The following is a 25,607-nucleotide window of genomic DNA, read 5'->3' as shown; positions in this document are numbered from 1 at the left end:
TTACTCGTCGGCGTCGCGCTTCGCCGCGGCGGCTTCCAGCGTGTCCAGCGAGATGGTGTTCGGGAGGAGTTCGCCCAGCGTGTACTCGGCGACGTCGTCGCCGCCGAGGTCGCAGACGACCGGGAGGTCCTCGTCGCAGAACTCCGCGAGCGTCTGGCGGCACATCCCACAGGGGGTGACGCCGTCGCGCGCCCCCGAGGTGACGACGAGGCGGTCGAACTCGGTGTGGCCGTTCTTCACGGCCTCCGCGACGGCGACCTCCTCGGCGTGGAGGCTGTTCGAGTAGTTCGCGTTCTCGATGTTACAGCCCACGTAGACCTCGCCGTCGGCGGTCCTGAGCGCCGCTCCGACGGTGTACTCCGAGTAGGGGACGTAGGCGTTGTCGAGCGCTTCGCGGGCGCGTTCGACGAGTGCTTCGGGCATTGGGCGCTCATTCGCGTGGGGTGGCTTAGTTCGTTCGGCTCTCCGAGACTGTCGGTCCGGCGGTCGACGGACGGGGCCGGCTCCGTGGCCACCTCCCATCGAATCGTCCCGCAAGCGACTATACGGCGCGGCCCTAACGCCGCGTCGTGAACGACACATCCGGCGGACGACGAATCCTGCTCCTCGTCGGCGCGAGCGTCGTAGTCATCTCGGGCGTCCTCGGCGTCTTCATCGGCGAGAACGGCGGCCAAGTCGCCGCCGAGATATCGCTGTTCGGCGTCCTCCCGCTGCCGACCAGTCCGCTCGCGTTCAGCCTCTACGGAATGGTGCTCTCGGCCGTCCTCCTCGCGGCGCTGTTCGCGCTCGTCGAGTACGCCTCGCGCGTGGAGAACGCCCGGTAAAACGGCGGTTCACACCGCGGCGAAACGCCCTATCAGTCGGGGAACCGCGACCGCAAGGCGGACCGCTTTTGCTCGTCCGGCCCCGACGGACCCGCATGGACGCGCCCTCGTCGACCTCGACCTCGGACGCCTCGGCCGGCGACGCCGCCCCCGGCCCGCTCCCGGAGGACACGGGCGGAAAGAACCGAAAGCGCGCCGCGCTGGCGACCGCACCGTTCCTCGCGCTCGGGCTGGCCGACGTGGTACTCATCCTCCTACAGGGGCTCGAACCGCTCTGGGGCTTCGCCATCCTCCCGCCGATTCTGTTCTGTAGCGTGCTGACCTGGATCGTCTTCAGCACCGACTTCCTCGACGACCGGACCTGAGTCGGGGGGCGACCCGACTCGGAGCCGGAACGTCAGCGCCGCAGGTTCGTGGAGTACTTCGTCGGCGTCTCCTCGTCGTAGCCGAAGTCCTCGGCGGTCAGTTCCGGTTCGGCGTCCCCGCCGCTCGCGGGGGCGGCGGCTTTGAACCGCTCGCGCAGTCGCTCGGGCATCGAGAACGCCTCGCGGTCGAGTCGGAGCGCGATGGCGTCGCCGTCGGCCTCTCTGACTCCGTCGAGTCGCTGCCGCGGCCCCGCCGGGAGGTCCTCGGCGTCGACCGCCTCGAAGCCGAACTGCGCGCAGTAGCCGTGGTCGGCGGTGAAGCCGTAGACGGTGTCGAACCCCTCGGCCGCGGCGCGGTCGACCAGTCGCTCGACGACGTGCGCCCCGACGCCCTGTCCGCGCCACCGCTCCGAGACGCCGACGCAGGTGACCTCGCAGAACGGCTCGTCGGCCTTGTTGACCCGGATGCGCCCGAAACCGGCCTTTTCGCCGGACTCCTCGTCGAGCGCGATGACGTAGTCGCGGGAGCGGAACGAGCCGTCGTCGAGTCCGAGTTCCTCCAGCGAGTCGAGCAACCAGACCTCGTCTCGGTTCTTCGCGTCTCGGACGTACATGCCTATCAGTAGCACACCGGCCGACAAAAACGCCTCGGGCCGGGTCGCCGATTCCCGCCGCGTCCGGCGAAGTCAACGAAAGAACAGTAAAGATTCATGGTCGCGGTCGCGGTACCTCGATTCATGGACGTGCCCGACACCGACACCGTGGTACACGAACCGGACCCGGCGTTCGTCGAGGACGCCAACGTCACCCGCTTCATGCGGGAACACGACATCGAGGACTACGACGAACTCATCGAGCGGACGACGACCGAGGTTCCGGGCGTCGGTGCCTCGGGCGTCGAGTGGTTCTGGGACGAACTCGTCGACTACCTCGACATCGACTTCTACGAGGAGTACGACGCGGTCCGCGACGATTCGGAGGGGCCGCAGTTCTCCCGCTGGTACCCCGGCGGCGAAATCAACGTCGCCCACAACACCCTCGACCGCCACGCCGCGGTCCGCTCCGGGAACCGGAACCGCGTCGCCTGCATCTGGGAGGGCGAAGACGGCGAGGTCGTCCAGCGGACCTATCACGACCTCTACCGCGAGGCCAACCGCGTCGCCAACGTCCTCGAATCGTACGGCGTCGAGACCGGCGACACCGTCGGCCTCTACATGCCGATGGTCCCCGAGGTCATCTCCATCCTCTACGGCTGTTTCAAGGTCGGGGCCATCGCGGTTCCCATCTTCTCCGGGTTCGGCGTCGACGCCACGGCGACCCGCCTCGAAGACCCCGAGTGCTCGGTGCTTTTCACCGCCGACGGCTTCTACCGCCGCGGCTCCGAGGTCCGACTGAAGCCGACCGCCGACGAGGCGATGGCGGAGGCGGGCTGCGTCGAGAACGTCGTCGTCTACCGGCGGTTCGGTGACGAAAGTGAGGATAGCGACGCCGACGTGCCGTGGACCGAGGGCCGCGACGAGTGGTGGGACGACACCGTCGGCACGGCCGACGCGGCGTACGAGACGAAGCGCCTGCCGTCGGACGCCGAGTCGATGTTACTGTACTCCTCGGGGACGACCGGCAAGCCGAAGGGCATCGTCCACACCCACGCGGGCGTGCAGATGCAGACCGCGAAGGAGATTCACTTCGGATTCGACCAGAAGCCCGAAGACCGCTTCTTCTGGGTCTCCGACATCGGCTGGATGATGGGTCCGTGGACGCTCATCGGGAACCACACGTTCGCCGGCACCATCTTCATGTACGAGGGCGCGCCCGACTACCCGAACCCGGACCGCTTCTGGGACATGATAGAGCGCCACCGCATCACCACCTTCGGCATCTCGCCGACGGCCATCCGCGCCCTGCGGAAGTACGGCGACGAGGAAGTCGAGAAACACGACCTGTCGAGCCTCCGCCTGCTGGGGTCGACCGGCGAGCCGTGGGACCCCGAGTCGTGGATGTGGTTCTACGAACACGTCGGCGGCGGCGACGCGCCCATCATCAACATCTCCGGCGGCACCGAAATCTGCGGCTGTTTCCTCATGCCGATGCCGACCCAACCGCTCAAGCCCTGCTCGCTCGGCGGCCCCGGCCTCGGGATGGACATCGACATCGTGGACTCCGCGGGCGAGTCCATCGCCGACACCCACGAACGAGGCTTCCTCGTCGCCCGCGACTCCTGCCCGTCGATGACCAAGAGCCTCTGGGAGGGCGACGAGCGCTACCTCGACACCTACTGGTCGTCGTGGGACGACCTCTGGGACCACGGCGACTGGGCGCAGAAAGACGAAGACGGCTTCTGGTTCCTCCACGGCCGCGCCGACGACGCCCTCAACGTGGCCGGCCGCAAGGTCGGCCCCGCCGAGGTCGAAGGCGCGCTCATCGAACACGACGCGGTGAATCAGGCCGCCGCCGTCGGCGTGCCCGACGACACCACCGGGACCGCCGTCGTCGCCTACGTCGTCCTCGAAGACGGCGTTGCGGAAAGCGACGACCTCCGCGAGGAGCTTCGCGGCGTCGTCGGCGAGGAGTTGGGCAAGCCGTTCCGCCCGCGCGAGATACTGTTCGTCGACGAGTTCCCGAAGACGCAGTCGGGGAAGATTATCCGCCGCGCCATCGCCTCGATTTACGCGGGCGAGGACCTCGGCGACATGAGCAGTATCGAGAACCCCGAGTCGCTCGAAAAGATAGAGAACGCGTCCTGAAGCGGTTTGTCCGGCTTTCGTTCAGTCGGACAGCGCCGCGCCGACGCCGTCGTTCCACGCGTCGGCGGTGAAGTCGACCGCGTCGTTCCACGTGGCGACGACGGTCGTCACCGCGAGGTCGCCGGTCACGTTCACCATCGTCCGAATCCGGTCGAGGATTGGGTCGACGCCGGCGACGAGCCCCACGATTTCCAGTGGGAGTCCCAACTGCGTCAAGACGAGCGTGAGCATGATGAGCCCCGACCCGGGCACGCCGGCGGTGCCGATGCTCGCCAGCACGGCGACCGCGACGACCGCGAACTGGTCGGCCAGAGAGAGGTTCACGCCGACGATGTTCGCCGCGAAGATGGCCGCGACGCCCTGGTACATCGCCGTTCCGTCCATGTTGATGGTCGCGCCGAGCGGGAGCGTAAAGCCGTAGATGCGCTCTTCGATGCCGAGGTTCTCGTCCGCGTCGGACATCGTGACCGGGAGCGTCCCGGACGACGACCGGATGCTCAGCGCGGTCACCATCGCGTCGCGCGCGCCGGAGAGGAACGCCGCCGGCGACCGCCCCGCGACCCCGACGACGAACGCGCCGAGGTAGACGAGTCCGATGTGGACGACGGCCGCGAAGAGCATCGTTCCGATGAGGAGCGCGAAGGGCAGGATTGCGTCCACGCCGGCGGTGCCGAAGACGTTCGCCATGAGCGCGAAGACGCCGAGAACGCCGAACTCCATCGCCCCCCAGACGACCTTGTACATCGCTTCCGCGCCCGCGTCGGCGAGATCGAAGAACGCCTCGATGCCGCGTTTGACCTGCTCGTCGTCGGTCTCCTCCCACGCCAGCGTGAGGCCGAGGCCGAACACGACGACGAAGAAGATGGTCGGGAGCACGCTGCCCTCGGCCATCGCGCCGACGGGGTTCGTCGGGACGATGTTGAGGACGACTTCGACGGCGTCGGGGGCCTCGGCGCTCTGTGCCTCGGCACCGGCGAGCAGTTCTTCGAGCCCGCGAGAGCCGGGGGAGACGAGGTTACTCACGCCGAGCCCGATGGCGACCGCGAACGCGGACGTGAGCGCGTACAGGCCCACGACCTGCGCGCCGACGCGCCCGAGCGACGCCGGCGAGAGCTGTCTGACGCCCATCAGGAGCGTGAACACCACGATGGGGACGATGAGCATCTCCAGCAGTCGGACGAACAGGTCGCCGACCGGTTTCAGGACCGTCGCGGGTTCGCCGACGACGAGACCGACGAGCGACCCGAGGACGAACGCGACCCCGATTCGGTAGACGATGCCGACCGAGCGATACCGATTCCAGAGAGACGCGATGCTAGACTGTGACATGTGACGTGTGTGAACCACACATATAGCCGAATTATAAATGTAGCGGTTGAGAATCGGAATTTAATACGAGGGTAGAAGTAAAACTCAAGAATCGAACGGATATTTGACTCTCCGACAATACGCCGCCGCGTCCGTCGTCACCACGCGTCGTCAGGCGCGAGGGCGACCGACTCGGGAACCCCGTCGCCGACCGAGAGCGCCGCCTCGACGGCCTCGTCGCCCGCGGGAATTTGAATCGTCCCGCCGGCGAGAAGCGGGGCGAGCACGCCGGCGACGACGGTGCCGGGACGGGAGAGCGACGACCGAACCGCGACCGCGTCGTCCGCTTCGAGGTCGAAGTCGGCGACGACCCCGCGGGCCGCGTCGAGCAGGTCGCCGTGGGTGACCTCGCGGTCGTCGGCGACGAGCGCCGGGTCGTCGGGCGCGACGACCTCCGGGTGGACCGCGGGGTTCTCGCTCCAGACCTCCTGTTCCCAGTGGGTCGTCGCGGGCGAACTCGGCGGGCCGCCGAACACGGCGAGTTTCTGCCCCGGCGGCAGGTCGTCGAACTCGGACTCGCGGGCGACGGCGACCACGGTCGCCCGCGCCTCGACCGCGGGGTCGAACGCGGACACCGCGCCGAGTTGGGCCGCCCCGAGGAACGTCAACAGCGGTTCGGGGAGCGACACCGGGTCGACCGCGACGCGAGCACCTTTGCGGACGCCGAGATAGCGGAGGACGTTCCCGGCCTTGTACGAGGTCGTGATGAGGTCGTGGTACGTGTAGGTCCGGGCGGGGCCGTCGACCCGGAGCGCGAGTCGGTCGCTCCGCCGGTCGCGGGCCATGAGGTCGCCGATAACGTCCATAGCCGACCGTACGGCGTCGGCGCGAAAAAAGCCCCCGAGGCGCGCTCGCGGGTCGAGAGCGCGACGGGAAAACGGCGTCGTCCCTCGATTCGAATCAGGGCGCGCCCGCGATGACGAACGTGCTCTCCTCGGGCCCGTTTCGGAGTTCTCGGGTGTCCTCCGGCGAGACGCGCACGGCGTCGCCGGGTTCGAGGTCGAGTTCCTTGTCGTCGACGACGAGCGTGGCCCCGCCGGAGACGAGGTAGTACACTTCCTCGTGGCCCTGTTCGGCGTGGTCGTGGGGCTTGCCGGACCAGTCGGGGTCCGCCTCCAACACGCTGAAGCCGAGTTCGACGCAGTCGAGTTCGTCCCGCAGGAAGTGGAGCCCGCCGCCGACCGCGTCTACGTCCTCGTAGTTCGCTTTCGTGTAGGACATCGACCGAACTGACGGCCGCCGGACAAGAGAGCGTGGCGGTGCCGGAAATCCGTTACAGGGAGTTCTTCAGCTTCTGGAAGAGGCCCTCTTTCACTTCTTCGCCGCCGGCCTCGGCGAACTCCTTGAGCGCCTCGCGCTGTTCCTTGTTGAGGTCTTCGGGCGTGACGACGTGGACCTCGACGTGCAGGTCGCCGTGGCCCCGACCGTCGAGGTGGGGCATCCCCGCGCCGGAGACGGTGAACGTCGACCCGCTTTGGGTGCCCGCGGGCACCTTCAGTTCCTCCTCGCCGTCGAGCGTCGGCACCTCGACGGTCGCGCCGAAGACGGCCTGCGGGAAGGAGATGGGATGGGTGTACCGGAGGTCGTCGCCCTCGCGCTCGAACTCCTCGTGGTCGCGGACGGTGACCTCGACGAACAGGTCGCCGTTGGGACCGCCGTTCTCGCCGGGTTCGCCCTCGCCGCGGTAGCGGAGGCGCTGGCCGTCGCGGAAGCCGGCGGGGATGGTGATGGTCACGTCGCGGGTGCGGCGGACGCGACCGCTCCCGCGGCACTCCGAGCAGTCCTCGCTGTACGTCTCGCCCTCGCCGCCGCAGGCGCGACAGGTCGTCGTCTGCTGGACGCGGCCGAAGGGCGTCTGCTGGACCGTCGTCTGCTGGCCCGAGCCGTTACACTCCGAACAGGTGTTCACCTCTGCGTCGTCGGGGTGGCCCTCGCCGTCGCACTCGGGACAGACCTCGCGGCGGCGAATCGTCACGTCGCGCTCGACGCCGTGGTAGGCGTCTTCGAGGTCGATGGAGATGCGCTGGGCCACGTCGCGGCCCTGCTGGGGGCGGTTGCGCTGTTGGCCGCCCGCGCCGCCGTTGAACAGGTTGTTGAAGATGTCCTCGAAGCCGCCGCCACCGCCGCCCATTCCACCGAACGGGTTGCCGCCGCCGCCGAAGGGGTTGCCCTGTCCGCGGCCGCCGCCACCGCCGCCGCGTTTCTGGGACTGCTGGAAGCGCTCGTGGCCGACTTGGTCGTACATCTGCCGCTTCTCGTCGTCCGTGAGCACCTCCTTGGCCTTCTGGACCTTCTTGAACTTCTCCTCGGCGTCGTCCTCGTCGGAAACGTCGGGGTGGTACTTCGCGGCCTTCTTGCGGTACGCGTTCTTGATTTCGTCTTTCGAGGCGTCCCGCGAGACCCCGAGTACGTCGTAGAAGTCCTCGCTCATCGGTTGCTATCTTGTAGCCGGTGAAGGTATTTGAAAAGTCCGTCTCTCGTATCGCGGCGAGCGCGAGCGGGGTCAAACCGGAGGTTTCGCCCGGATTCGACCGCCGGCGTCGGGTCCCTCGGCGAGCGCGAGCGTCAGCCGGGTGGTTAGTTGTCCTCGTCGCCCTCGGCGTCCTCGTCGAAGTCCGCGTCGGCGTCGACGAAGTCCTCGGGGTCAGCACCGCCGGGGCCGCCGGCCGCGCCCGCACCAGCGCCAGCGCCGCCGGCACCGCCGGCCTGCGCCTGCTGTTGGTACATGCGCTTGCCGATCTCCTGCAGTTCCTTCGAGAGCTCCTCGGTCACGTCTTCGAGTTCGTCCGTGGAGGCGTCGTCGTCTTCGAGGACGGCTTCGACGTCCTCGATGGCCGCCTCGATGTCGTCGCGGAGTTCGTCGTCGACGTTCTCTTCGTTCTCTTCGAGGAGCGTCTCCGCGCGCTGGACCGCGCCCTCGGCCTCGTTGCGGGCCTCGACGGCGCGGCGGCGCTCTTTGTCCTCTTCTGCGTGCTGTTCGGCTTCCTGCTGCATGCGGTCGATCTCGTCGTCGGAGAGACCCGCGCCGCCCTCGATGGTGATGGACTCGGCGTTGCCGGAGCCCTTGTCCTCGGCGGAGACGTTGACGATGCCGTTCTCGTCGATGTTGAAGCCGACTTCGATCTGCGGGGTGCCCGCGGGGGCCGGCGGGATGCCGGAGAGCGTGAACTCGCCGAGGAGCTCGTTGTCCTCGGCCATCTCGCGCTCGCCCTGGAAGACGCGGACCTGCACCGTCGTCTGGTTGTCGGCCGCGGTGGTGAATATCTTCGACTCCTCGGTCGGAATCGTCGTGTTCTTCTCGATGAGGCGCTCGAAGAGGCCGCCTTTGACCTCGATACCGAGCGACAGCGGCGTCACGTCGAGGAGGACGATGTCGTCGACCTCGCCTCCGAGGACGCCGCCCTGGATGGCCGCGCCGAGCGCGACGGCCTCGTCGGGGTTGACGGACTTCTTCGGCTCGGAGCCGAGCAGTTCTTCGACCTTGTCGCGGACCTGCGGCATCCGGGTGGAGCCGCCGACGAGGATGACGTCGTCGATGTCGCCCTTGTCGTAGCCGGCGTCTTCGAGCGCCTGCTCGGTCGGCTCGACCGTGCGGTCGATGAGGTCGGCGGTGAGCGACTCGAACTTCGCGCGGGTCAGGTCGTATTCGAGGTGGACCGGCCCGGAGTCCGTCGCCGTGATGAACGGGAGGTTGATGGTCGTCTCCTTGCGGGAGGAGAGCTCGATTTTGGCTTCCTCGGCCGCGTCCTTGAGACGCTGGAGGGCCTGTCGGTCCTCGCGGAGGTCGATGCCGTGGTCGTTTTCGAACTCCTGTGCGAGCCAGTCGATGATGGCGTCGTCCCAGTCGTCGCCGCCGAGGTCGTTGTCCCCGTTCGTGGCGACCACTTCGTAGACGCCGCCGCCGAGGTCGAGGACGGACACGTCGAACGTTCCGCCGCCGAGGTCGTAGACGAGCACGGTCTGGTTCGACTCGTCGTCGAGGCCGTAGGCCATCGACGCGGCGGTCGGCTCGTTGACGATGCGCTCGACGTCGAGACCCGCGATTTCGCCGGCGTCCTTCGTCGCCTGCCGCTGCTTGTCGTTGAAGTACGCGGGGACGGTGATGACGGCCTTCTGCAGTTCGTCGCCGAGGTAGTCCTCGGCGTCGCGCTTGATCTTCTGGAGAATCATCGCCGAGATCTGCTCCGGCGTGTACTCCTCGCCCTCGATGTCGACGGTGTAGCCGTCCTCGCCCATGTGGCGCTTGATGGACCGAATCGTGCGCTCTGGGTTCTGGATGGCCTGGTTCTTCGCCGGCTTGCCGACCAACCGCTCACCGTCGTCGGTGAACGCGACGACGGAGGGGGTGGTTCGGTCGCCTTCTGCGTTCACGATGATCTCCGGGTCGCCGCCCTCCATCACCGCGAACGCGCTGTTCGTGGTGCCGAGGTCGATACCCAGAATCTTGTTGCTCGCCATCTTGCCCGCAAATACCGTCTTTTGCCGGTTAAAGGTTACTAGATACTGCGACACACGGTGTGCATCGGGGTCGACGCCGTCTTGCGATTTCTACTTCTCGCGTCGAAACAGGTCGGTCGATTTATGTAGAACCGCCGACCGCGTCGCGGCGACGGCTCCGAGCGCGGTCGCCCGGCGGCGACCCGACGCCCGGTCGGCGACCAACCGCGCGGCTCTCGGAGCGTCAGTCGGTCGGCTGAGGTCGCTCGGTTCCGTCGACCGAGTCGGATTCGTCAGCGCCGTCGGACCGGAGCGACGACGCGTCGGCCCCGTCGAGGGCGTCGAGCACCGTCGAGAGCGTCCGCTCTCTGCCCTCGCTGGCGAAGAACTCGTGACCCCCGTCGTACGGGACGAGGTTCGACGCCGGCGTCCGGTCGCCGATTGCGCGGACGTCCACGACCCGGTCCGAAAGCGAGACGAACACCACGTCGTCGGGGCGGAACGGCGGCAGCGACTCCTGTGCGCCGTGAACCATGCGAAGGAACGCGGGCGAGGCGTTGGCCGGCGCGTCGGCCAGTTCGGCCGCGAGTTTCAGTTCGCCGAGGTCCTCGCGGGAGATGCCGGACGGGACGACGGGTTTGGTCGTCGGCAGTCGCCTGAGGAGGGGCAAAAGGACGGTGGCTACCCCCGACACCGCGGTTCCCCACCACGGGCTCAAGAAGACGTTCCGGACCGCGAGGTCGAGGTGGGCGGCGACGAGGCCGCCGGTGCTGTGGCTGAGGACGAGGTCGATGTCGCGGTCGACCGCGTACGCCCGCACCGGGCTCACGTACTGGCGCTCGAACTCCCAGCCGTTCGTCGGGAGCTCGACGGCGTGGACGTGATACCCCTCGTAGGTGAGGCGGTCGAGGAGCCACTCGACGCTCCGGTGACCCGGCTTGTTGCCCCACCCGAGGACGAAAAGCAGGTCGTCGTCGCCGGGGTCGCCGTGTTGGGTGACGCGCACGGTCGGCCGTCGCCGACGGGAACGAAGTCGCATGGCGTAGTGATTGCGAGGTGAGAACAAAAGTCCTCGCCGGTCGGGGGGATGCGAGACCGCCCCGACGACGGCGAGCGCCCCGCGTCCGTCGCGCTATTCGCCCTTGCTGACCGTGATCTGCGCGGCGCGGATGACCTTGTCGGCCATCTCGTAGCCGGGTTGGAACACGTCGGCGACGGTGTCCGCCGGCTGGTCGCTGTCGACGCGCATCATCACCTCGTGGCGGTTCGGGTCGACGTCGGTCCCCGGTTCGGGGTCGATGATTTCGACGTTCTCGTCTTCGAGGATGCGGTCGAACTCCTTGAGCGTCGATTCGAGGCCGCCGCGGATGTCGGCGTCGTCGTCCTGGTCGAGCGCGCGAACGAGGTTGTCGCGGACGGTGACGACGCGCTCGACGAAGTCCTCCGTGGCGCGCTCTTTGATTTGGGACTGCCGCTTCTTCGCGCGCTTCTTGTAGTTCTGGAAGTCCGCCTGCGTGCGCTTGAGACGGGACTGGAGTTCCTCGGCCGTCGCTTCTGCCTCGTCGCGTTCGGCTTCGAGGTCGGCGACGCGGGCTTCGAGCGCCGCGACTTCGGCCGCGAGGTCGTCGTCGTACTCGGCGACGCGGTCGGCGACGGTCGGGCCGTCGCCCGTCGCGTCGGATTGCTCGGCCGCCGACTCGGCGCTCGACGCCTCGCCGTCGGCGTCCGTCGCCGCGTCTTCGGCCGCCTGCGCCGCTGCGTCGGATGCCGCGTCAGTCTCGGATTCTGCGTTCGCGTCCGTGACCGACTCGGCAGGGTCGTCGCTCATGGGCGGGAGAAGTGTCCGACGCGGCTTAAACGTGTAGACTGCGGGTCGGCCGAAACCCTTCTCAGGGCGGAGCGGTCGCGCGGGCCGGGACTCCCCGCGACCGACGACCAGCGCCGCTTACTGGTACATCCCGAGCGGCCGCGCCTGCGTGCTCTCCTCGTCGGACTGCTGCATCCGCCGGGCCAACTGCTCTTTGGCCTGGCGAATCTCGGTGGCGCTGTCCACGAGGTCGTCCACGGGGACCTCGACGCCGACGAGCGGTTCGATGCCCTGTTTGATGATGACGCGAGCGGCCTCGGGGTCCGGGAACTGCGGGTCCGACTCGACGACCAGCGCGAGCGCCGGACGGCCGACCGAGACGGCGTTGCTCAGGAGCGCGCCCGTCGGCCCCGAGACGAGTCCCGTCTCCGTGGGGCGGTCGATGCCGGCGGCTTCGAGCCGCGACCTCGCGCCGTCGGTGCCGACGCCGTAGAGCGCCGGCACGTCCTCGGACTTCTCGCGGGCGATGCCCGAGAGGAACACGGGAAGCACGTCGAGGTCTTCGAACCACGGGCCGAGACAGGTGGCGAGTTCGGTCGCCGCTTCGGGGCGGATGGGAATGTCGCTCTGGAGGACGAGCAGGTCCCGCTCCGCGTCGGCGTAGAGCCTGACCGGCGGGTGCAACGCCGGGTCGTCTTTCATGTAGACCGCGACCTTCGGGACGCCCTCGCAGAACACGTCCGCGTAGTGGGTCATGTCGAAGGCCTCCACGAGATGGTCGGCCGCGATTTTGCCGACCAGCCCCACGCCCGGCAGCCCTTCGACCAGCGTCGGCGACTCCAGTTCGTCGGTGAGTTCCTCCGCGAGGACGCGAATGCGTGCCATACGTGAACATGGTCGCCCGGGCGAGGTAAAACCGACGGGCGAATGCGTCGCCATCGGCCGACTGGACGGCGCGACTGGTTCGGCCGGTCGTTTTCCGGCGACGACGCCAACGCCGCCGGCGACTCCGACGACGCTGACGACTCCGAAACCGACAAACGCGCCCGCGCGGAATCGAGTGTCATGAACCCGCTCCAGCGGTACGCGCCGCTCGTGGACGACGAGGAGGCCTTTTTCGCGGCCTGCGAGCGGCCGCTTCCCTCCGTCGTCCGCGTCAACACCATCAAGACGACGGTGGCGCGCGCCCGCGAGGCGCTCGACGACGAGGGCGTCGCCTACGAACCGACCGACTGGCACCCCGGCATCCTGAAGCTCGAAGACAGCAGTCCGGGGACGAACTGGCCGTACTTCCACGGCTGGCTCCACGGCCAAGAGGAGGTGTCGGCGCTCCCGGCTATCGCCCTCGACCCCCAACCGGGCGAGCGGGTGTGGGACACCTGCGCCGCGCCGGGGTCGAAGACGACCCAGATTGCCGCCATGATGGACGACGAGGGCGTCCTCGTCGGCAACGACAACAACCTCGGTCGGCTGTCGGCGCTCCGCCACAACGCCGAGCGCCTCGGCGTGACCAACCTCGTCGTGTCGAATCAGGACGCCCGCAACTTCTCGATGAAGCCCTACGGGGAGCGGACCCCGGAGAAGTCCGAATCGTTCGAGCAGTTCGACCGCGTCCTCGTGGACGCGCCGTGTTCCTGCGAGGGCACCTGCCGGAAGAACCCCGACGTGCTCGACGAGTGGACGATGAACCACGTCAAGAGCGTCGCCGGCATCCAGAAGGGCATCCTCCGGCGCGCCGTGCAGGTGACGAAAGCCGGCGGGAACGTCGTCTACTCCACGTGTACCTTCGCGCCGGAGGAGAACGAGGCCATCCTCGATTTCGTCCTCGAACGGGAGGACTGCGAGGTGGTCGAGTGGGACGTCCCCGACGGCTTCGAGACCGCGCCCGGCATCACCGAGTGGGAGGGCGACGAGTACGACCCGTCGGTGACGAAGGCCCGCCGCGTCTACCCGCACCACAACGACACGGGCGGCTTCTTCACCGCCAAGCTGGAGGTGACCGCATGAGCGACGACACCGCCCCCGACGAGAACTGGGGCCAGCAGTTCGACCGCCTGCCGCCGACGGCCGACGACCGCGTCGTCGAGGGACGGCCCTCCCGCGAGGAGGTCATCGACTGGTGGGACGAGCGGTTCGGCGTCGACCCCGCCGTCTTCGACGGCTACACGTTCTGGGAGAAGGGCGCGGGGAAGATTTGGGCGTTCCACGGCGAGGTCGTCGACCCCATCGAAGTCGAGGGCCTCGGAATGCGCATCCTGCGGACCCGCCAGCGCCACTGGAAGCCCTCGACCAACGCGGTCCAGCGATTCTGCGGCGACGCGACGAAGAACGTCATCGAACTGAGCCCGGGCGAGGCGAAGGCGTTCGTCGACGGCCACGACCAACAGCTCGACCGATGGGAGGGCGACTGGGGCTACCTCACCGCCGCCCACGAAATCGCCGGCGAACTCGAACCGCTCGGCGTCGGCCTCTACCTCCACGGGGAACTCCGCTCGACCGTCCCCAAGGGTCGGCAGGAAGACCTCGTCAAACTCGACTGAGCCGTTCGGGGTCGTCCGCCGACGCGACGTCTCCTACTTCTCTCTGACCGTCCCGCCGGTCAGTCCCTCCCACTCGACCCGGTAGCCGAGCCGCGAGAGGACCGCGCTCGCGTCGTCGAGACCGCGGTCGTCGAGGGCGGCCTCGACCGCCGACAGCGACATCCCCGCCTCGACCTCCTCGGCGAGCGCGTCGAGGACGCCCGGCCGGACCAGCGTCCGCCCGACGAGTTCGTGGTCCGGAAAGACCACGTCGTCGAGCGCGTCGACCGAGACGCCGCGGGCGGCCGCGAGGTCCGACAGCGTCACCACGTCGTCGTCGGGCGCGAGTTCGGCGGGGAGCGACGAGGCCGCGTCGGCGACGAGGTCGGACTCGTAGTCGCGCAACACGTCCACCACGTCCTTCACGCGCACGGAGCCCGCGTACGGGACGGCGCGGTGGTCGCGGGCGGCGATGTCCTCGCCGACGCCGAGCGACTCGTCGACGGCGACGACGAGTTCCACGTCCTCCACGTCGGCCAGTTGACCCAGCTTCTTTTCGACGTACTCGGGCGTCCAAAAGCCCATAATCTCGAAGAAGACGCGGAAGTCGGCGTGGACGTAGTCGAACGCGAAGTCCGGAATCATTACGCTCGTGCCCGTTTCGAGCGGTTCCGGCTCCCGAACGAGCGACCAGTCGAGGTCGAGGCCGCGGAAGCGGGCGGCGAAGTCGGCCTCCACGCCGCTGTCGAAGCCGGGTTCGGCCATCGGATCGACGCCGGGGACCGACACGTCGTCGCTCGTGAGCGTCATCTCCCGGTCGGTCCCGCGGTCGTCGATGGTCGCCACGAGTCGCCAGTCGCCAGCGGTGGCGACCGACCGGAGCAGGCGGGCGAAGGCGGTCCCGTACCGGCGAGTTCGCTGAAACAGCGCGTCGGGGCCGGTGACGACGACCTCGCGGCCGGCGTCGGTCTTCCGGACCTCGTACATCAGCCGGAGGCGCTTGACCGCCGAGACGACGGCTTTCGGGTCGGAACTTCGAACCCGGACCTCGGTCGCGTCGAACAGGGCGGTCTGGGCGAGCGAAAGGTTGTACTGCGCGAGCAGTTCGTCGGGCGTCCACCGCGGGTCGAACTCGGAGAGCACCTGTTCGACCTCGCGGTCGGCCGTGAGCGACTCGTCGACCGCGTCGGGCGACGACCCGAGCGAGGACGCCGCGCGGTCGAGCGCCGCGGCTCGCTCCTCGTCGGGCGGGGGGCAGGGGAGCCGCCGTCTCGAACACCGCCTCGCGGTCGAGCAGCGACGCGAAGCCGCGGGCGAGTTTGAAGTCGTCGGCCTCGGCTTCGAGGTCGGCGAGGGCGTCGTCGAGGTCGGCCCGGGCGTCGCCGACGTGTCGCCGGAAGACGCCGATTGCCTTCGCGGCCAGCGGGCGGTCGCCCCGGTCGGCGAACTGCGGGTGGTAGCCGCCGCCCGCCCGCGACACGCGAAGCAGGTCCTTCGTCAGCACGCTCGCCACGAGGGGGCGGCGGGACAAAAGCGACTCGGGCGATGCGGAGGGGCGAGCGACGGCGTGCCGACAGCGGGGGCGTAGGTCGAGCGACGGCGCGACTGAGAGGCTGACGACGACACGGACGACAAGGTTCATTGCGCCCGCGGCGGACGCCACCGTATGGAGCGACGACGCCTCCTCGGACTGGTCGCGGTCGGCCTGTCGTCGGGCTGTCTCGGCTCGCTACCGGGCGCGACGGGGCCGCGAAACCCGCCCGAGGCACCGGCGGGCGACCCCCGAGACACGCCGGCGGTCTCCCCGGTCCGCATCGAAGATATCGACTACGAGGCGACCGACGACGGCCGCCTCCGGGTGTTCGGGTCGGTCCTCAACGACGGCGGGGCCGAGCGACTCACCACGGTCGAAGTCCGAGTCACCGTCGGCGGCGAGCGTTCGACGCGGTCGCAGGAACTCGCCGTCCCGGCCGGCGGAACTGCCGACTTCGCAGTCGAGTTCGAGTTCGGCTACGACGCCTTCAGAGAAGACGGCGACCTGAACGTTTCGCTGGTCTGAATCCGAAGACGACCGCGTTTTCGACGGAACCGACTCGCGTCAGCGACGCCGAGCGGCGACCCGTTCTTCCGCCGTCTCGACGCTCACGAGTTCGTAGAGCGTCGCGGTCGCGCCGTCGGCCTTCGGCCGGAGGATGCGGCCGAGCCGCTGGGTGAACTCGCGTTCCGACCCCGACCCAGAAAGCAGGATGCCGACGTTGGCGTCGGGCACGTCCACGCCCTCGTCGAGCACGTTGGCCGCGACGACGGTGTCGTAGGTGCCGTCGCGGAAGCGGTCGAGGATTTCGCGCCGCTCGCTCGTGCCGGTCTCGTTCGTTATCGGCGGGACGAGGAAGCGCCGCGAGATGCGGTAGACGAGGTCGGTCGAGGCGGTGAAGACGATGACGCGGTCCTCGCGGTGCCGCGCGAGCAACCGGGCCAGTTTGTCCACCTTCGCCTCGGAGTTCATCATCACGTCGCGGGCGCGCTGCTTGGCGAGCAGTGCCTGCCGCGCTCGCGGGTCGTTGCCCGACCGCATCACGAGCTTCTGGTAGTCGCTCCCCGACTGCATCGACAGCCCCGAGGTGCGCAGGTAGTTCACGAACGTCTCCTGTGCCTCGTCGTACGTCTCGCGCTCGTCGGCCGTGAGCTCCACCTCGATGCGGCGGACCTCGTAGTCCGCGAGGTGGTCGCCCGCCAAGTCGTCCACGTCGAGGCGGTACACCCGCGGGCCGACGAGTTCCTCGACGCGCTCGTGTGCGCCGTCGGGGCGCTCGAACGTCGCCGTCAGACCGAGGCGAGCGGGCGCGGCGAGAAACCGCGGGATGTCCTGATACCCCTCGCCGCCGAGGTGGTGCACTTCGTCGAAGACGACGAGGCCGAAGTCGCCGCCCACGCCGTCGGCGCGGAGGTACGCCGAGTCGTACGTCGAGACCGTGATGGCCTCCTGCGTCTGTTCGCCGCCGCCGAACCGGCCGACCGCCACGTCAAACTCGGTTTCGAGTTCGCGTATCCACTGGTCCTGTAAATCGATGGTCGGCACGACGACGAGCGTCGGCACCGAGCGGGCGACCATCGCGGCGACCGCGAGCACCGTCTTGCCCGCGCCGGTCGGCAGTTCCACGACGCCCGCTGCGTCTGCATCGAGCCACGCGTCGAGGGCGGCCCGCTGGTACTCTCGGAGGTCGTAGGTCGTCGAGAGCGAGAGGGGGGAGTCGAGCGCGGCCGCGACTCGGTCGTCGTAGTCGACGCCGGCCGCGTCGAGCGCGTCCCGAACCGCGGCGTACAGCATCGCAGGGGCGCGATAGCCGCCGCTTCTGGGGTCGGCTTCGACGCTCGGAACGTCGGCGAGGGCGGCCCGAACGTCGGCGTCGCCCTCGGAGCCGTCGCCGCCAGTGTCAACGTGGACGGTGCCGTCCTCGAAGCGGAGGGTCGTCACTACCGGCGCGTTGGCGGGGCGTGGTGATAAATCGACGGTCCTCGCTGTGGACGGCCGGGGAGGTCGGGGCGGTGCCACGAGGGTCCCGCCCTCGCCGACCTCGGGCCGAAGGTTCAAATCCGATGGCGGGGCTACGGACGTGTATGAGCGACGACCTCGACGACGCGGTCGCACAGTTCCTCAGCGACTACAACAGCGCGATAAAGGAGTACGATAAGGGCTACGTCGACGCCGACGCGACGCTGTCGGTCATCGACGCGCACATCGACGAGTTGCGAGAGGCGCGGGAGTAGGTACGAGAGGCGAGCGAGGAGAGACGCGAGAACCGAGAGCGGAGCAGAGCTACTCCCCGATGAGCCCGCGAATCCGCTCGACGTATTCCGCGAACTCGCTTTCGGTCCGCTCGCGCGGGCGGTCGATATCGACCGAGACGATTTCGCGGACGCGGCCCGGATTGGCGGCCATGACGACCACGCGGTCGGCGAGCGTGACCGCCTCTTCCACGTCGTGGGTGACGAACAGCACCGTCTTGTCCGTCTCCGTCCAGATGTCGAGCAGTTCGCCGTGGAGCATGTCGCGGGTCTGGGCGTCGACCGCGCCGAACGGCTCGTCCATGAGGAGGAGTTCGGGGTCGACCGCGAGCGCGCGGGCGATGCCGACGCGCTGTTTCATCCCGCCGGACAGCTCTTTCGGGTAGGCGTCGGCGAAGCCGTCGAGGCCGACGAGTTCGAGCATCTCGGTCACGCGTTCCGAGCGTTCGGGCTCCTCGACGCCCTGTTCTTCGAGGCCGAAGGCGACGTTCTCGGCGACGGTCCGCCACGGGAACAGCCCGTACTCCTGGAACACCATCCCGCGGTCGGTTCCGGGACCGGTGACGGGCGAGCCGTCGAGGGTGACCGCGCCCGACGTGGCGGCTTCGAGGCCGGCGATGATGCGGAACAGCGTCGTCTTGCCACAGCCCGAGGGGCCGACGATACAGACGAACTCGCCGTCCTCGACGGCGAACTCCACGCCGGAGAGGGCTTCGACCGTCCGCCGGTCGGACGCGTAGGTTTTGCCGAGCGAGTCGACGCGGACCGTCGCGGTCTCGTCGGGGTCGGCCGCGGTCGTGTTCGCGGACGCATCCGTATCCGCGTTCGCGTCGCCGCTCATGCTCTCCACTCCAGCACCCGCCGTTCGACCCGGCGGAACAGGCCGTCGCTCACGAGGAAGACGATGCTGATGACGAGCATGTAGGCGACCGACACGTCCATGGCGAGGTTCTGCGCCGTGTTGAGAATCTCGTAGCCGACGCCGACGCCGACGATGAGTTCGGCCGCGACGACAATCATCCAACACTGGCCGATGCTCGTCCGGATGCCGGTCATGATGGAGGGGCTGGCCGCCGGGATGACGACCTTCCGAATCATCGTCCAGTCGTCGTCGACGCCGAGGGTCGCGGCGACCTCCTTGAGGTCCTCCGAGACGCCTTCGACGCCGCCGTAGGCACTGTAGAAGTTAATCCAAAACGAGCCGATGGCGACGATGAACGTCGCGCCCTGGTGGTTGACGCCGAGCCAGATGACGGCGAAGCCGATCCACGCCAGCGGCGGAATCGGGCGGAGGAGGCGCGTGACGGGCGTGAAGACGCTGTCGACGCGGGTGTTCCAGCCCATGGCGACGCCCGCGAAGACGCCGAGCGACGTCCCGATGAGCAGTCCCGGCACGTAGTGGTAGAGGCTCTGAATCAGTTTGACCAGCAGTCGAGTCGCCGGGAGTTCCACGCCGGTGAATGGAATCGACAGCGAGGCCGGCGCGGTGAGCTCGACGACGAACGCCGCGAGCACCTCGACGGGCGACGGGAGGAGATACGTCGGTTGGAACAGTGCGGCGACGTACCAGACGGCGAGGAAGCCGACGAAGCCGGCGACCGCGAGCCCCGTCTGTTCCGAGGAGAACCCCGCGAGTCGGTCGAGCAGTCGCTCGTCCGCCTCGGTCTCCGAGAGGGTGACGCCCGCGCCGACTTCGTCGTTGCTCATAGCGAGTCGTAGATACCGTAGTCGAACATCTCGTCGATGCTCAACTGCGCTTCGGTCTTCCCGAGCGTCTGGGCGTAGTCGGCGAAGATTTCGGCCCCGCCTTCGATGTCGTGGGGGTCGGTGATGAAGTCGGACGCGGGCGAGTCGAGCGCCGCGCGGGCGGTCTCGACCGGGAGCGCGCTCTCGCCGATGACCGAGCTCGCGTGCTGGGCGGCGCTGTCGGGGTTGTCGGCGACGAAGTTCGTCGCCTGCCGGTGGAGTTCGACGAACTCCGTGGCGAGGTCGCGGTTGTCCTGCCGGAGGCGGTCGTGCATGAGCGTGACCGCCGCGGGCTGGCCGGGCATGAAGTCACCCGCCCACGCGATGGGCTGGAACGGCGCGTCGTTGGCCTCGATGACCGTCGGCACGGGTTCCATGATGCTCGTGCCGTCGACGTTGTTCGAGAGGAGCGCCTGCTGGACCGCGGCCGCGCCGCCGAGGCCCTTGACGTTCACGTCCTCCTCGGGGTCGAGGCCGAGCGTGTTCTGAATCCAGTAGCGGAGCAGGATGTCCGGGACCGACCCCGGCGGGAAGGTGCCGAACGTGAACTTACGTCCCTTCTGCGCCTCGAACTCGGCGAAGGCGTCTTTGCCGTGTTCCTCCCACAGCGCGGCGAACTCGTCGGTGGCGAGAATCTCCATCGCGTTCTTGATGTTCGCCGCGGTTATCTTCGCGGGGATGCCCTTGTCCATGACAATCATCGCCGGGACGATGCCGAACATCATCACGTCGAAGTCGCCCGTCGCCGACGCCTGCACGATGCTCGGACCGTCGGAGAACTTCTTGCCCGCCACAGGGACCGAAAGCTCGTCGAACAGCCCCTCTTCTTCCATCACGAAGTACTGCATGTCCGGGTAGATGGGCATGTAGGCGACGTTGAGTTCGTCCAGCCCGCTCCCGCCGGACCCGCCGAGACAACCCGCGAGGCCGGCGGTCGCCGCGAGTCCGGACCCCTGCAGGAAACGTCTACGGCTGATCGACGTCGAACGTGGTGCCTCTGTCATTGTCCTCGTTACGAATCAGCGCCTTATTCCGGGCGCGCACCCGGTAACGATAGACGCGGTAGATGACACTCGAAGAGTCGTTGAAGTCCCCATTACGGCCGTATTTCGGGTTAGAAACGCGTTTTTTCCGAGACTTACGTCTCCCAGATAGCGGCAGCAGCTTCCGACAAATGCCCCCGGTCACGTCACTGATTCGATGGGTCAGCGGCGACCGTGCGTGGGAAGAACTATCCCGAACGGCGACACCGGATAGGATATGACGCACTTCTCCGACCGGGTGGAGCGCATCTCCATCAGCGGCATTCGCAAGGTGTTCGAGGCGGCTGGCGAAGACGCTATCAACCTCGGGCTGGGTCAGCCCGACTTCCCGGCCCCGGACCACGCGCGACGGGCGGCCGTCGAAGCCATCGAGGCCGGCGAGGCCGACGGCTACACCGGGAACAAGGGCCTCCCGAACCTGCGCGAGGCCATCGCCGAGAAGCACCGCCGGGACCAGGGCGTCGACCTCGACCCAGACGACGTCATCGCCACGGCCGGGGGGAGCGAAGCACTCCACATCGCTATCGAGGCGCACGTGAACGAGGGCGACGAGGTCATCATCCCCGACCCCGGCTTCGTCTCCTACGACGCGCTCACCAAACTCGCCGGGGGCGACCCGGTTCCGGTCCCCCTCCGCGACGACCTGACGCTCGACCCCGAGGCGGTCGAAGACGCCATCACCGACGACACCGCGGCGTTCGTCGTCAACAGCCCCGGCAACCCGACGGGCGCGGTCTCGCCGCCCGACGACATCGCCGAGTTCGCCCGCATCGCCGACGAACACGACGTGCTCTGCATCTCCGACGAGGTGTACGAGTACACCGTCTTCGAGGGCGAACACCGCTCGCCCATCGAGTTCGCCGAGACCGACAACGTCGTCGTCGTCAACTCGGCCTCGAAGCTGTTTTCGATGACCGGCTGGCGACTCGGCTGGGTGTACGGCTCCACCCGCCGAGTCGAACGCATGCTCCGCGTCCATCAGTACGTGCAGGCGTGCGCCTCCGCACCGGCGCAGTTCGCCGCCGAGGCCGCGCTCAGCGGCCCGCAGGACCGCATCGAGGAGATGACCGAGACGTTCCGCGAGCGCCGCGACCTCGTCGTCGAGGGGCTGGAGGACATCGGCCTCACCGTCCCGTCGCCGGGCGGCGCGTTCTACGTCATGCCCGAGGTCCCCGAGGGCTTCGTCGACGAGTGCATCGACCGCGGCGTGATTATCGTGCCCGGCGAGGCGTTCGGCGAGCACGGCCGCGGCTACGCCCGCCTGTCGTACGCGACCGACACCGAGTCGCTCCGCGAGGCCATCGAAATCATGGGCGAAGCGTACGAGGCGGTCATATAATACCTAAACCGAGGCACAGTTATCTGATTTTGTTTCGATTTTAGATATCGCTCATTATTTAATTTCTGTCATCATGTTTGTTCCAATTGGATAGTCAAATACACAACAGTTGTGAAATGACTCTCGACTTGCCGCAGAATCGTACGGGATTGTCAGTTTGCTATTAGCACACTTCGCTATGTCCCTGACGTTAGTGAGAAGAGAGGTGTTCTCGTCAGGTACGGTCTAGTCTTCGAGATCCGTCGCAAAGCACTCGCTGAGCAAATCTTCGAGCACCACTCAAACCCACTCAATGACCCGGACGGTTCTCAAACCGGCTAACTAGGTTGTTTTCCGGCCACTAAGTCATGTTGCTATACAAACTATTTAATCGTGAATTCACTCTAATTATCGCCAGAATCTTTTTAATATGTCACTCGGAATGCATTATATGATGACAGAAGAAGACAATAGCAAGACACGGAATGGTCTGGTTGTTAACCGACGCTCAATCCTTCGAACCACGGGGGCCGCTTTGGCGACTAGTGGCTCTATTGCGGGTATTTCCGGTTCTGCAGCCGCGGAAAATGGTTGTCCCGAACCAGATAATGGAGAAAGCTATTGGGACTGTTGGGACGATTCAGAGACATGGGATGAAGCCAACGGAATGAATCATAACCCCGACGGCGACCGGTATCAAGCTCAGATAAAAACCTCAATTGGTGCCAAGAATACCGATTCAGACGACTGCGATAACTGCGTATATTACCATTTTGATATTGCATCGTCGGTTGAAGCACGTAAGAAATACGAGCACATGGAAAATAAGCCAAATATTTGGAGTTACGGTATCAGATGGAACGCTAGTGATAGTGTCACTGGTGATCCTCAACCCCTTGACTCTAACAATACTCAAAGTGGAATAAGCGACCCAGACGGGGACGCCTCTGCTGAAGATGATAAAGAAGAGGCCTTTCTTGCACTAGCTGATGTCATTGTGGCAGGTGGAACATTGCTTTACCCTGCTTACTCTGGTAGTGCCTTCCTGTATACTGTTGCCCGAACTTCGGATATGTTCGTCGAAGAGGAAGAGAACCAAGTTACGTTCAGTGATAATACTGACAAGCACAAGGCTGTGAATTTCGCCATGAATAATTTCCGGTTCCAAGTAGATGAATATGAGTCCGGGACTGTTGAGATTGAAACATTCGTAAATGCAACACACGAACACACGTTGACGTCGAAAACGTTCGATCTGGATCGGCACCTGTAGTTTTTCTTTTTAATTTATATTAATACACCAACTATGGTTTAATAATCACATAGGATTCGGTCTGGTAGGCCAAAGCGAATACTACGTCACTAAGTGAAGATTCGATGCAGAATTGTATTCACAACAATAGAAAAATAGATTTGGTATTAAATTAAAAATATCATACTATTTCGAGTAATACGGTCCCAGGCTGAAACGTTTCATCGACTGACGAATCCGGCCACGAGCACCGTCGCGTACGCCAAGAGCAACAGCCCGCCGAAGAGCCCCGCGGATTCGAGGCCCATGTTCGGGTAGACGACCGAGAACAGCGCCGTCGAGACCGCGTCGACGAGCATGCCGGGAACGACGAGCAACACCGCGGCCTCCCGCCGCGCGCCGCCGGACAGCCCGCGCCACCGGAAGACCCCGACCGCGAGCGCCCACATCACGGGGACCGTCAGCGCGAACACGACGGCCGTGACCAGCGGGCGAGAGGGGACCAACACGAGTTGGCCGACGACGCGGAAGACGAGTCCGGCGACGAGGGCAATCGCCAGCCCGACGCCGAGCAACACCCGCGTCTCGGGCAGCGGGAGCCGGCGGGCGTCGGCCTCGGAAACCTGTGAACCGATTGTCATGCATCCCGTACGCGGGCAGGGCGTATCAGCGTTCGTGCCGGCCACAGGATATTATGTCACCCCGGCATAACGATTGGTCGAATGTCAGTACTCTCGACCGCCGACGAAGGGAAGTTCCTCATGGACGAGGAGGCCGAACAGATCGGAATCGTGACCGAAGTCGACGCGGACGCCCAAGTCGCGTACGTCGAACCCGACCCGGACCTCGCCGAGGCGGTCCTGCAGGGCCTCGGCTTCGGCGACGCCGACGGCGACGACATCGAGGTCCCGGCCGAGTCGGTCGAGACGGTGACCGACACGGAACTTCGCGTCGCAAAGGACCTCTGAGCCGCCGGGACGAATCCTGTTTTCCGCCGTGAATCTCGACGCGTGAGCCGCGCGACAGTCGAACTGGTGGTGCGACTCCGCATTCTGTGTTCGGTCGACTATCGGTGACGTGGGATATCCAATTCTGTATAGCGAAATTTGATTTACGTGTGGCGTGGCAGACGAAGTACTGACCGAGGACAAACAACGAAATCCGGCAGAAAAGACGAACCGCTGACAGTTACTTCGCCGTCGAGACGATTTTGATGACGTCGCCCTCTTCGAGTTCGTGATCTTCGGCGATGCGGCGTTTCGCTCGCGCGTCGACCGCGTGGAGGTAGCCGTCGCCGATGTCGGAGTGGACCGCGTACGCGAGGTCCCGCGGCGTCGACCCCCGCGGGAGGAGGAAGGCGTCGGGGAGGACGTTGCCCGTGCCGTCGGTCCACTTCGACTCGTTCTGGACGGGGTAGACCGTGATGCGGTCGAGCACGTCGTAGACCGCGGTGTCGATGGCCTCCTGCGTCCCGGTGCCGCCGTGTTCGCCCATCAGGTCGCGGATTCGTTCGAGGCCCTTCCGCTGGGCGTCGCTCACGTCGCCGACGAGTTCGAAGTCGTCGTCGCCGGGGTGATAGTCGATGATGCCCGCCTCGCGGGCCCGCCGGAGCGCGAGTTCGCCATCCGCCGTGGCGGCGATGACGGGCTTTCCGGTCTCGGCGAGTCGTTCGAGGTTTTCCGGGGGCGCGATATCCACCTTGTTGGCGACGAGGACGATTGGCTTGGTCCGCTGGCGAATCGCGCGGGCGAGTTCGACGCGGTCAGCGTCGTCCCACTCCCTTGGGTTCGGCGAGTAGTCGAGGTCCCGCAGGACGGCGGCGATGTCGAACTCGCTCGCGCCGACGCCCGTCAGGAGGTCGGCGAGGGCGTCATCCATGTCGAAGTCGGGCGACCGCGACTTGCGGACCACGGACTCCCAGTTCTTGTGGACGATGCCCGCGAGCCACTGTTCGAGTTCCTCCTCGATGAAGTCGACCTCCTCGACGGGGTCGAAGCTCCCCACCTCGACGGGTTCGCCCTCGGCGTTCGTCCCGCCGGAGGCGTCGACCACGTTGACGATGGCGTCGGCGTTCGTCAGTTCGTCGAGGAACTGGTTGCCGAGGCCGCGACCCTCGTGCGCGCCGGGAACGAGGCCGGCCACGTCGACGAGTTCGACGGCGACGTAGCGGATGCCGTCCTCGCAGTTGCCGCAGCGCTCGTCGCGGTCGAAACAGGGACAGCGGGTGCGAGCGTGCGTGACGCCGCGGTTCGCGTCGATGGTCGTGAAGGGGTAGTTCGCCACGTCGACCTCGGCGAGCGTCGAGGCCGTGTAGAACGTCGATTTGCCGGCGTTCGGCTTGCCGGCTAACGCGAGAGAGAGCATGGCTCGACGATGGTCGCGGACGCGGAAAAACGCT

General features: G+C 66.8%; 26 protein-coding genes and 1 pseudogene. 10 read left to right on the top strand and 17 right to left on the bottom strand.

Translation table 11 applies throughout. From position 1 onward, the window contains the following. Positions 1 to 423: a cytidine deaminase gene (cdd, locus tag BN996_RS06830; protein WP_004041462.1), complete on the bottom strand. Its 423-nt coding sequence runs from the start codon at positions 421 to 423 to the stop codon at positions 1 to 3. 146 nt (positions 424 to 569) lie between these two features. Between cdd and BN996_RS06825 the strand changes: the two genes are divergently transcribed. Further along, positions 570 to 824, top strand: a complete 255-nt coding sequence (locus tag BN996_RS06825; RefSeq protein ID WP_089777749.1) for a DUF7520 family protein — start codon at positions 570 to 572, stop codon at positions 822 to 824. 95 nt (positions 825 to 919) lie between these two features. Then, positions 920 to 1,189, top strand: coding sequence for a DUF8142 family protein (locus BN996_RS06820; RefSeq protein ID WP_089777747.1), 270 nt, complete (start codon positions 920 to 922; stop codon positions 1,187 to 1,189). 32 nt (positions 1,190 to 1,221) lie between these two features. On the opposite strand, the gene BN996_RS06815 is transcribed toward BN996_RS06820, so the two are convergent. Next, positions 1,222 to 1,803: a GNAT family N-acetyltransferase gene (locus BN996_RS06815; RefSeq protein WP_089777745.1), complete on the bottom strand. Its 582-nt coding sequence runs from the start codon at positions 1,801 to 1,803 to the stop codon at positions 1,222 to 1,224. Between the two features lie 123 nt (positions 1,804 to 1,926). Between BN996_RS06815 and BN996_RS06810 the strand changes: the two genes are divergently transcribed. Further along, on the top strand, positions 1,927 to 3,933 hold the full coding sequence (locus tag BN996_RS06810) for an AMP-binding protein (protein ID WP_089777743.1): 2,007 nt from the start codon (positions 1,927 to 1,929) through the stop codon (positions 3,931 to 3,933). A 21-nt stretch (positions 3,934 to 3,954) separates the two neighbouring features. On the opposite strand, the gene BN996_RS06805 is transcribed toward BN996_RS06810, so the two are convergent. The 8 genes from BN996_RS06805 to BN996_RS06770 all read right to left on the bottom strand — a co-directional run bounded on the left by BN996_RS06805 (position 3,955) and on the right by BN996_RS06770 (position 12,430). Continuing rightward, on the bottom strand, positions 3,955 to 5,262 hold the full coding sequence (locus tag BN996_RS06805) for a dicarboxylate/amino acid:cation symporter (RefSeq protein WP_089777741.1): 1,308 nt from the start codon (positions 5,260 to 5,262) through the stop codon (positions 3,955 to 3,957). Positions 5,263 to 5,399: 137 nt separating this feature from the next. After that, entirely contained in the window at positions 5,400 to 6,107 is a 708-nt protein-coding gene (locus BN996_RS06800) for an AMP-binding protein (protein WP_089777739.1), read from the bottom strand. Between the two features lie 94 nt (positions 6,108 to 6,201). Continuing rightward, positions 6,202 to 6,522, bottom strand: a complete 321-nt coding sequence (locus tag BN996_RS06795) for a cupin domain-containing protein (protein ID WP_089777736.1) — start codon at positions 6,520 to 6,522, stop codon at positions 6,202 to 6,204. A 52-nt stretch (positions 6,523 to 6,574) separates the two neighbouring features. Next, positions 6,575 to 7,732, bottom strand: a complete 1,158-nt coding sequence (gene dnaJ, locus BN996_RS06790; RefSeq protein ID WP_089777734.1) for a molecular chaperone DnaJ — start codon at positions 7,730 to 7,732, stop codon at positions 6,575 to 6,577. 146 nt (positions 7,733 to 7,878) lie between these two features. Then, positions 7,879 to 9,759: a molecular chaperone DnaK gene (dnaK, locus tag BN996_RS06785; RefSeq protein WP_089777733.1), complete on the bottom strand. Its 1,881-nt coding sequence runs from the start codon at positions 9,757 to 9,759 to the stop codon at positions 7,879 to 7,881. Positions 9,760 to 9,982: 223 nt separating this feature from the next. Then, a complete protein-coding gene (locus BN996_RS06780; RefSeq protein WP_193310946.1) occupies positions 9,983 to 10,744 on the bottom strand; it encodes an alpha/beta hydrolase in 762 nt (253 codons plus the stop codon). Positions 10,745 to 10,870: 126 nt separating this feature from the next. Then, positions 10,871 to 11,566 carry a nucleotide exchange factor GrpE gene (locus tag BN996_RS06775; RefSeq protein WP_089777729.1) on the bottom strand — a complete coding sequence of 232 codons (696 nt, stop codon included), beginning with the start codon at positions 11,564 to 11,566 and terminating at the stop codon, positions 10,871 to 10,873. Between the two features lie 117 nt (positions 11,567 to 11,683). Continuing rightward, positions 11,684 to 12,430 carry a proteasome assembly chaperone family protein gene (locus BN996_RS06770; RefSeq protein WP_089777728.1) on the bottom strand — a complete coding sequence of 249 codons (747 nt, stop codon included), beginning with the start codon at positions 12,428 to 12,430 and terminating at the stop codon, positions 11,684 to 11,686. 180 nt (positions 12,431 to 12,610) lie between these two features. Between BN996_RS06770 and BN996_RS06765 the strand changes: the two genes are divergently transcribed. Then, positions 12,611 to 13,552 (top strand): RsmB/NOP family class I SAM-dependent RNA methyltransferase, encoded by a 942-nt coding sequence (locus BN996_RS06765; protein ID WP_089779853.1) that lies wholly within the window; start codon positions 12,611 to 12,613, stop codon positions 13,550 to 13,552. Continuing rightward, positions 13,549 to 14,085 (top strand): DUF7122 family protein, encoded by a 537-nt coding sequence (locus BN996_RS06760; protein ID WP_089777727.1) that lies wholly within the window; start codon positions 13,549 to 13,551, stop codon positions 14,083 to 14,085. Before BN996_RS06765 ends, BN996_RS06760 begins: the two co-directional genes overlap by 4 nt. 33 nt (positions 14,086 to 14,118) lie before the next feature. On the opposite strand, the pseudogene BN996_RS06755 reads toward BN996_RS06760, so the two are convergent. Next, positions 14,119 to 15,568, bottom strand: a pseudogene (locus tag BN996_RS06755) (DUF790 family protein). A 162-nt stretch (positions 15,569 to 15,730) separates the two neighbouring features. Between BN996_RS06755 and BN996_RS06750 the strand changes: the two are divergent. After that, a complete protein-coding gene (locus BN996_RS06750) occupies positions 15,731 to 16,123 on the top strand; it encodes a transcriptional initiation protein Tat (protein ID WP_089777726.1) in 393 nt (130 codons plus the stop codon). Between the two features lie 39 nt (positions 16,124 to 16,162). Here BN996_RS06750 and BN996_RS06745 read toward each other — a convergent pair whose 3' ends face one another. After that, on the bottom strand, positions 16,163 to 17,539 hold the full coding sequence (locus tag BN996_RS06745) for a DEAD/DEAH box helicase (protein WP_089777725.1): 1,377 nt from the start codon (positions 17,537 to 17,539) through the stop codon (positions 16,163 to 16,165). 143 nt (positions 17,540 to 17,682) lie between these two features. Here BN996_RS06745 and BN996_RS20050 point away from each other — a divergent pair, with 143 nt between their 5' ends. Further along, positions 17,683 to 17,832, top strand: coding sequence for a hypothetical protein (locus BN996_RS20050; RefSeq protein ID WP_167344111.1), 150 nt, complete (start codon positions 17,683 to 17,685; stop codon positions 17,830 to 17,832). A gap of 49 nt (positions 17,833 to 17,881) precedes the next feature. On the opposite strand, the gene BN996_RS06740 is transcribed toward BN996_RS20050, so the two are convergent. The 3 genes from BN996_RS06740 to BN996_RS06730 are packed head-to-tail and all read right to left on the bottom strand — an operon-like array spanning position 17,882 to position 20,600. Then, entirely contained in the window at positions 17,882 to 18,700 is an 819-nt protein-coding gene (locus tag BN996_RS06740; RefSeq protein WP_089777724.1) for an ABC transporter ATP-binding protein, read from the bottom strand. Then, on the bottom strand, positions 18,688 to 19,557 hold the full coding sequence (locus tag BN996_RS06735; protein ID WP_042666216.1) for an ABC transporter permease: 870 nt from the start codon (positions 19,555 to 19,557) through the stop codon (positions 18,688 to 18,690). The genes BN996_RS06740 and BN996_RS06735 overlap by 13 nt, the downstream gene beginning before the upstream one ends. Further along, complete coding sequence (locus BN996_RS06730; protein ID WP_089777723.1) at positions 19,554 to 20,600, bottom strand: ABC transporter substrate-binding protein; 1,047 nt, start codon at positions 20,598 to 20,600, stop codon at positions 19,554 to 19,556. Before BN996_RS06730 ends, BN996_RS06735 begins: the two co-directional genes overlap by 4 nt. Positions 20,601 to 20,856: 256 nt before the next feature. On the opposite strand from BN996_RS06730, the gene BN996_RS06725 reads away from it, so the two are divergent. Continuing rightward, a complete protein-coding gene (locus BN996_RS06725; RefSeq protein WP_089777722.1) occupies positions 20,857 to 21,978 on the top strand; it encodes a pyridoxal phosphate-dependent aminotransferase in 1,122 nt (373 codons plus the stop codon). Positions 21,979 to 22,411: 433 nt separating this feature from the next. After that, positions 22,412 to 23,230: a hypothetical protein gene (locus BN996_RS19740; protein WP_139043111.1), complete on the top strand. Its 819-nt coding sequence runs from the start codon at positions 22,412 to 22,414 to the stop codon at positions 23,228 to 23,230. Between the two features lie 200 nt (positions 23,231 to 23,430). Here BN996_RS19740 and BN996_RS06715 read toward each other — a convergent pair whose 3' ends face one another. Beyond that, complete coding sequence (locus BN996_RS06715; protein WP_089777720.1) at positions 23,431 to 23,850, bottom strand: DUF5367 family protein; 420 nt, start codon at positions 23,848 to 23,850, stop codon at positions 23,431 to 23,433. Positions 23,851 to 23,931: 81 nt separating this feature from the next. Here BN996_RS06715 and BN996_RS06710 point away from each other — a divergent pair, with 81 nt between their 5' ends. Then, entirely contained in the window at positions 23,932 to 24,177 is a 246-nt protein-coding gene (locus BN996_RS06710; RefSeq protein WP_042666210.1) for a hypothetical protein, read from the top strand. Positions 24,178 to 24,397: 220 nt separating this feature from the next. On the opposite strand, the gene BN996_RS06705 is transcribed toward BN996_RS06710, so the two are convergent. Beyond that, complete coding sequence (locus BN996_RS06705; RefSeq protein ID WP_089777719.1) at positions 24,398 to 25,573, bottom strand: redox-regulated ATPase YchF; 1,176 nt, start codon at positions 25,571 to 25,573, stop codon at positions 24,398 to 24,400. Between the last annotated feature and the right edge of the window lie 34 nt (positions 25,574 to 25,607).

Origin of the sequence: Haloferax massiliensis, assembly GCF_001368915.1 — an archaeon.
Classification (GTDB): Archaea; Halobacteriota; Halobacteria; order Halobacteriales; family Haloferacaceae; genus Haloferax; species Haloferax massiliensis.
This window is presented reverse-complemented; position numbering and strand designations above follow the sequence as displayed.

Bases quoted from the DNA above. Each gene is read 5' to 3' on its own strand.
- cdd (WP_004041462.1), bottom strand. From the start codon at position 423: ATGCCCGAAGCACTCGTCGAACGCGCCCGCGAAGCGCTCGACAACGCC.
- BN996_RS06820 (WP_089777747.1), top strand. From the start codon at position 920: ATGGACGCGCCCTCGTCGACCTCGACCTCGGACGCCTCGGCCGGCGAC.
- BN996_RS06815 (WP_089777745.1), bottom strand. From the start codon at position 1,803: ATGTACGTCCGAGACGCGAAGAACCGAGACGAGGTCTGGTTGCTCGAC.
- BN996_RS06810 (WP_089777743.1), top strand. From the start codon at position 1,927: ATGGACGTGCCCGACACCGACACCGTGGTACACGAACCGGACCCGGCG.
- BN996_RS06805 (WP_089777741.1), bottom strand. From the start codon at position 5,262: ATGTCACAGTCTAGCATCGCGTCTCTCTGGAATCGGTATCGCTCGGTC.
- BN996_RS06800 (WP_089777739.1), bottom strand. From the start codon at position 6,107: ATGGACGTTATCGGCGACCTCATGGCCCGCGACCGGCGGAGCGACCGA.
- BN996_RS06795 (WP_089777736.1), bottom strand. From the start codon at position 6,522: ATGTCCTACACGAAAGCGAACTACGAGGACGTAGACGCGGTCGGCGGC.
- dnaJ (WP_089777734.1), bottom strand. From the start codon at position 7,732: ATGAGCGAGGACTTCTACGACGTACTCGGGGTCTCGCGGGACGCCTCG.
- dnaK (WP_089777733.1), bottom strand. From the start codon at position 9,759: ATGGCGAGCAACAAGATTCTGGGTATCGACCTCGGCACCACGAACAGC.
- BN996_RS06775 (WP_089777729.1), bottom strand. From the start codon at position 11,566: ATGAGCGACGACCCTGCCGAGTCGGTCACGGACGCGAACGCAGAATCC.
- BN996_RS06770 (WP_089777728.1), bottom strand. From the start codon at position 12,430: ATGGCACGCATTCGCGTCCTCGCGGAGGAACTCACCGACGAACTGGAG.
- BN996_RS06765 (WP_089779853.1), top strand. From the start codon at position 12,611: ATGAACCCGCTCCAGCGGTACGCGCCGCTCGTGGACGACGAGGAGGCC.
- BN996_RS06760 (WP_089777727.1), top strand. From the start codon at position 13,549: ATGAGCGACGACACCGCCCCCGACGAGAACTGGGGCCAGCAGTTCGAC.
- BN996_RS06750 (WP_089777726.1), top strand. From the start codon at position 15,731: ATGGAGCGACGACGCCTCCTCGGACTGGTCGCGGTCGGCCTGTCGTCG.
- BN996_RS20050 (WP_167344111.1), top strand. From the start codon at position 17,683: ATGAGCGACGACCTCGACGACGCGGTCGCACAGTTCCTCAGCGACTAC.
- BN996_RS06735 (WP_042666216.1), bottom strand. From the start codon at position 19,557: ATGAGCAACGACGAAGTCGGCGCGGGCGTCACCCTCTCGGAGACCGAG.
- BN996_RS06730 (WP_089777723.1), bottom strand. From the start codon at position 20,600: ATGACAGAGGCACCACGTTCGACGTCGATCAGCCGTAGACGTTTCCTG.
- BN996_RS06725 (WP_089777722.1), top strand. From the start codon at position 20,857: ATGACGCACTTCTCCGACCGGGTGGAGCGCATCTCCATCAGCGGCATT.
- BN996_RS19740 (WP_139043111.1), top strand. From the start codon at position 22,412: ATGACAGAAGAAGACAATAGCAAGACACGGAATGGTCTGGTTGTTAAC.
- BN996_RS06715 (WP_089777720.1), bottom strand. From the start codon at position 23,850: ATGACAATCGGTTCACAGGTTTCCGAGGCCGACGCCCGCCGGCTCCCG.
- BN996_RS06710 (WP_042666210.1), top strand. From the start codon at position 23,932: ATGTCAGTACTCTCGACCGCCGACGAAGGGAAGTTCCTCATGGACGAG.
- BN996_RS06705 (WP_089777719.1), bottom strand. From the start codon at position 25,573: ATGCTCTCTCTCGCGTTAGCCGGCAAGCCGAACGCCGGCAAATCGACG.